Raw genomic sequence first — 4,893 nt, 5'->3', positions numbered from 1 at the left:
GGTGGGTGCGGACCGTTGGTCCGCACTGCCTGCCCTGTAGAGCCGAGCCCATGCTCGGCTGCTTTACCGGCAAGCCGAGCATGGGCTCGGCTCTACAAGGGCGGCGCTGCCCGGCGCACCCAGCCGAACCGGTGCGCGGCCCAGATCTCCAGCCCCATCAGCAGCACGATGGCCAGCCACGGCAGCAGCAGCCCGAAGTACACGCCGGGCATCATGCCGTTGATCTGCGCCTTGACCAGCCGCACCACGCCGCGCGTGTGCAGCAGCTCGTCCACCTGCATGGTCAGCGCCTCGCGCACGACCTTGGGCTCCACGCCCACTACGCCGGCCTTGTCGGCCAGGGTGTCTTCCACCAGGCCGCGCAGCACGCCTTCGCGTACCTTGCCGATGACCCAGCCGCTGGCGCGCCCCACCCGGCCCTCGCCCAGGCGGTCGGCCATCGGCAGCGGGTGTTCGCTGAGGTAGGCCGACGCCACTGCATCGGCGATATCCCCCACCGTGCCCTGGCTGCGCAGCGCCTCGCGCATGCGCGGGTCATCCAGCGAATCGGTGAAGCCGTGGCTCCACGTGCCCACCAGGGTCTGCAGGTGCGGCTGGAAGTGGTCCAGCTGCTTGAGCAGCGCGCGGTGTGCACCGGCGGTGAACCCCAGCTGCAGGCCGAAGAAGGCCGTGCCCAACGGCAGCAGCACCATGTAGCTGGCCAGCAGCCAGTGGTGCCAGCGCCGTTGCCGGTGCAGCCAGCGGCGGCGATGCAGGGCATACCAGAGGCCCAGGCCGGCCAGCAGCCCCAGCAACGTGCCCAGAACGCTGCCCAGGGCCAGGTCGAACACGCTCAACCCGGCCCAGAATTCGTTCAACCAATACTGTGCTTCCTGCATGGTGTTGCCTTCCGTGGTGTGAAACAGCGGTCCATTGTAGGGCCGCGCCGATGCCCGGCTGCTTTGGGCTCGGCGCTACAGGAACGCGTTGCAACGTTCTCTGCCACAATCGCGCTCCTTTCCTGCACCTGTGAGGCCCTCCATGGGCAAACTGACCCTGGCTGGCGTCGACAAGCTGCGCACCCGCCTCGCCGATGACGCGGCCTGCGATACGGCCCTGGCCGCCTTCGCCGACCCGGCCGCCCTGCGCGCACCGCTGCGCGAGCTGCTGGAGGCCGAGCACCGTTTCCTGCAGGCCGAATTCGAAGTGGCCCAGGTGGCCGACATCCTGCGCCGCGACCAGAAGTACGCGCCGGCGGGGCGCCCGTCGGTGCATATCGTGCAGCTGCGCAAGCAGCAGGCGGCCACCAAGCAGGCTGCGCTGATTGCCCGCAACGTGGTGGCGCAGGCCGCACAGACCTTCGCACGCGCCAGCGGCATGACGGTGAAGGCCAAGCAGAGCCCGAGCGAAGCGTGCGCGGCCTGGCTGGTGGCGCTGCGCTGAGGGCGGTAGTGCCGGCCGCTGGCCGGCAGAATTGCGGATATCCCGGCGGGGTTCTGGAAGCAACGACGGGGTAGAGTCGACTGTTAGTCGACTAACGCGCGCAGCGCGGGATCTTGGCGCACCGCGAAGAGCAGTCGACTAACAGTCGACTCTACCGAAAGCGGGTTCCCGCCCAGGCCCATCCCCCCAAAAAAGAAGGCCCGCTTTTCAGCGGGCCTTCTGCCTTCTCACGACGAGTGAGCGGGTTACATCAAGCAGCCGGCTTTTCGCCAGTCGCTTCGGTGGTGATGCGGATGTTCACTTCATCGCTGACGTTCGGGGCGTAGGCGCCGACGCCGAAATCGCTGCGCTTCAGGGTGGTGGTTGCATCGAAGCCAGCAGCCGGGACCTTGGCCATCGGGTGCTCGCCGCCGCCGTTGACGGTGACGTCCAGGGTGACCGGCTTGGTGATGCCCTTGATGGTCAGGTCGCCGGTGACGGTCAGCTTGTTGGTGCCGGCCGCTTCAACCTTGGTGCTCTTGAAGGTGGCATCAGCAAACTTGGCGGCGTCGAAGAAATCGGCGCTCTTCAGGTGTTCGTCGAACTTGGCGGTGAAGCTGTTCAGGCCGCTCAGCGGCAGCTTCACTTCCACGGTGGACTTGGTCACGTCGGCGGCGTCGTACACCAGGGTGCCTTCGGCATTGCCGAAGTGCGCGCTCGGGTGCGAGAAGCCGAAGTGGCTCCACTGGGCCAGCACGTCGGTGTGGCTCGGGTCGAGCTTGTAGGTGCCCGAGGCGATCTGGATCGCTTCGGCGGCCGGGGCGGCGGCAGCGGCGTCAGCCGACGGGGTGGCGGCAGCCTGCTCGGTGGCAGCCGGGGCGGCAGCATCGGCGGCCGGGGCAGCGGTGTCGGCCGGCTTGGAGCAGGCGGCGATGGCCAGGGTCAGGGCCAGCGGCAGCAGCAGTTTACGGGTGGCGCTCATCTGAGGAACTCTCCGGAATCGTAGGGTGGGTACACGGTGCAGCAGAGGCCGCCAAGGCGGCGGCCCGAAACCGATACAGCGACTTACGCGATGCGCGCCGCTTCGTCGAACGACAGGCGCGGCAGACGGGGGAACAGGCCCGAGGGGTCACCGTACCCCAGGTTGACCAGGAAATTCGACTTGATGTTGGTGCCGGCGAAGAAGGCTTCGTCGACCTTGGCGTTGTCGAAGCCGGACATCGGGCCGGCATCCAGGCCCAGCGCGCGTGCGGCCAGGATCAGGTAGGCGCCCTGCAGGCTGCCATTGCGGAACGCGCCTTCGTGGCGGCCTTCACGCGGGCCGTCGAACCAGGCCTTGGCATCGGTGTGCGGGAACAGGTACGGCAGCTTCTCGTGGAAGTCCTGGTCGAAAGCGACGATCACGGTGACCGGTGCGGCCAGGGTCTTGTCGTGGTTGCCTTCGGACAGCGCCGGGGCCAGCTTGGCCTTGGCTTCGGCCGACTTCACGAACACGAAGCGCGCCGGGCTGCCATTGGCGGCGGTCGGGCCCCACTTCACCAGCTCATACAGGGCGTGCAGCTGGGCGTCTTCCACGGGCGTGTCGAGGAAGGCGTTCTGGGTACGGGCAGTGCGGAACAACTGGTCCAGTGCAGCAGCGTCGAGCGCGTGGGACATCGGTGGATCTCCAGGGCAACAAAAGGGAGTGAGTGCCCGCGGGCGACCCGGGGCGAAACGACGATCAGGAGTGTAGAGTGTCGCGACTGTTGCAACACCCAGCAGGGCTGAAACGAATTAATGCCAATGGTGAAACGATCGAGCGCGCCGTGGACGGTCACTGACGGCCGTGCCGGCAATGTCCGCCAGGCGGTCGCGCTGGCCTCGGCGCTGCGCCAGGGCACCCACCGCCCGCTGGTGCTGCAGCCCCGTGCGCCGTGGCGCTGGCTCTCGCCGCGGCGCCTGCCCGGGGATGTGAACGGCTACGGCGAGGACTTCGCCGAACTGGCCGCGCAGGCCCCTGCGCTGGCGATCGGCTGTGGCCGCCAGGCCGCCGGTGCGCTGCGCGTGCTGCGTGCGCGCGGCAGCCGCACGGTGCAGATCCTCGACCCGCGCCTGCCCTCGCGCCATTGGGATCTGGTGGTGGTGCCCGAACACGATGCCCTGCGTGGCAGCAACGTGCTCACCCTGGTCGGCAGCCTGAACCCGGTGGACGATGACTGGCTGGCCTGGGGCCGTGCGGCGTTTGCCGGTTTCAGCACCCTGCCCGGCCCGCGCACCGCGCTGCTGGTGGGCGGGCCGACACCGCTGGCGCCGTGGGACGAGGCGGCGATGGTGGCCGTGTTCGACGCACTGGCCGAGCAGATCCGCAGCGAAGGCGGCAGCCTGCTGGCCACCACCTCGCGGCGCACGCCGCCGGCGCTGGCCGAGATCCTGCGCGCAAAGTTCGCGCATCTGCCGCATGTCATCTGGGGCGACGGCGGCGACGGCGTGAACCCGTATGCCGGCCTGCTGGGCTGGGCCAACCGGGTGGTGGTATCGCCGGATTCGGTGAACCTGCTCTCTGAAGCCAGCGCCACGCGCATGCCGGTGATGGTGGCCCTGGCCGGCACCGCGCAGGGGCGGCTGGCCCGCTTCCAGCGCCAGCTGCATGAACGCGGGCGGCTGCAGGCGCGCTGGCTGGACTGGCAGTACGACCGCATCGAGCCGCTGCGCGAAACCGCGCGGGTAGCGGCGGAAGTGCACGCGCGCCTGTCGCTGGGGTAGTGTCGGCCGCTGGCCGGCAGCCGCTTCGCGCACGTCACCGGGTTACGGGCGGTTTTGGCTTTGCCGGCCACCGGGCGGATAATGGGCGATTCCCTCGTCCTCCCTGGCTCGCCATGTCTGTGCGTCCTGACCCTGTGTTTGCCCCGCTGACCCCGCGCGCGCTCGTGCTGGCAGTGCTGGCCATGGGCGCGGTGGTGCTGCTGTCCAACGTGCTGGTGCAGTACCCCATCAACGACTGGCTGACCTGGGGCGCGTTCAGCTACCCGGTGGCGTTCCTGGTGAGCAACCTGATCAACCGCCGCTTCGGCCCGGGCCCGGCCCGCCGGGTGGCGTGGATCGGTTTCCTGGTGGCAGTGGTGCTGTCGGTGTGGGTGGCGACCCCGCGCATCGCCATTGCCTCGTGCTCGGCCTTCATCGTGGCCCAGCTGCTGGACATCACGGTCTTCGACCGCCTGCGCCGTGGCAGCTGGTGGCGCGCACCGATGGTGGCCACCACCTGCAGCGCGACGGTGGACACCACGATCTTCTGGTCGATCGCCTTCGCCGGTTCTGCATTGCCGTGGGTGAGCTGGGCCGCAGGCGACCTGGCGGTGAAGCTGGCCATCGGCGTGTGCCTGCTGGCACCGTTCCGCGCGTTGCTGTGGAAGATGGCCCCGCTGGCCCGGTAGGTGCCGACCGTTGGTCGGCACGATCCTTTTGGGTTCATCGCACCTGACAGAGTGTGCCGACCAACGGTCGGCACCTACCAAC

General features: G+C 68.9%; 6 protein-coding genes. 3 read left to right on the top strand and 3 right to left on the bottom strand.

All coding sequences use genetic code 11. The features are described from left to right. Positions 1 to 92: 92 nt before the first annotated feature. A complete protein-coding gene (locus IAE41_RS21835) occupies positions 93 to 878 on the bottom strand; it encodes a hypothetical protein (RefSeq protein WP_200734539.1) in 786 nt (261 codons plus the stop codon). 142 nt (positions 879 to 1,020) lie between these two features. Between IAE41_RS21835 and IAE41_RS21830 the strand changes: the two genes are divergently transcribed. Then, positions 1,021 to 1,422 (top strand): hypothetical protein, encoded by a 402-nt coding sequence (locus tag IAE41_RS21830; RefSeq protein WP_200734538.1) that lies wholly within the window; start codon positions 1,021 to 1,023, stop codon positions 1,420 to 1,422. A gap of 250 nt (positions 1,423 to 1,672) precedes the next feature. Here the strand turns inward: IAE41_RS21830 and IAE41_RS21825 are convergent, their stop codons facing one another. Beyond that, entirely contained in the window at positions 1,673 to 2,383 is a 711-nt protein-coding gene (locus IAE41_RS21825; protein WP_079220406.1) for a YceI family protein, read from the bottom strand. 83 nt (positions 2,384 to 2,466) lie between these two features. Further along, on the bottom strand, positions 2,467 to 3,057 hold the full coding sequence (locus IAE41_RS21820) for a malonic semialdehyde reductase (RefSeq protein WP_079220405.1): 591 nt from the start codon (positions 3,055 to 3,057) through the stop codon (positions 2,467 to 2,469). Between the two features lie 126 nt (positions 3,058 to 3,183). Between IAE41_RS21820 and IAE41_RS21815 the strand changes: the two genes are divergently transcribed. Together IAE41_RS21815 and IAE41_RS21810 are read left to right on the top strand one after the other, a co-directional pair. Further along, positions 3,184 to 4,143 carry a mitochondrial fission ELM1 family protein gene (locus IAE41_RS21815; protein ID WP_079220404.1) on the top strand — a complete coding sequence of 320 codons (960 nt, stop codon included), beginning with the start codon at positions 3,184 to 3,186 and terminating at the stop codon, positions 4,141 to 4,143. A gap of 113 nt (positions 4,144 to 4,256) precedes the next feature. Then, complete coding sequence (locus IAE41_RS21810; RefSeq protein ID WP_079220403.1) at positions 4,257 to 4,811, top strand: queuosine precursor transporter; 555 nt, start codon at positions 4,257 to 4,259, stop codon at positions 4,809 to 4,811. Positions 4,812 to 4,893: the final 82 nt, after the last annotated feature.

The organism is Stenotrophomonas sp. S39, from assembly GCF_016624665.1.
Classification (GTDB): domain Bacteria; phylum Pseudomonadota; class Gammaproteobacteria; order Xanthomonadales; family Xanthomonadaceae; genus Stenotrophomonas.
The sequence above is the reverse complement of the archived record's forward strand: the minus strand, read 5'-3'. Positions and strand labels throughout refer to the sequence as shown.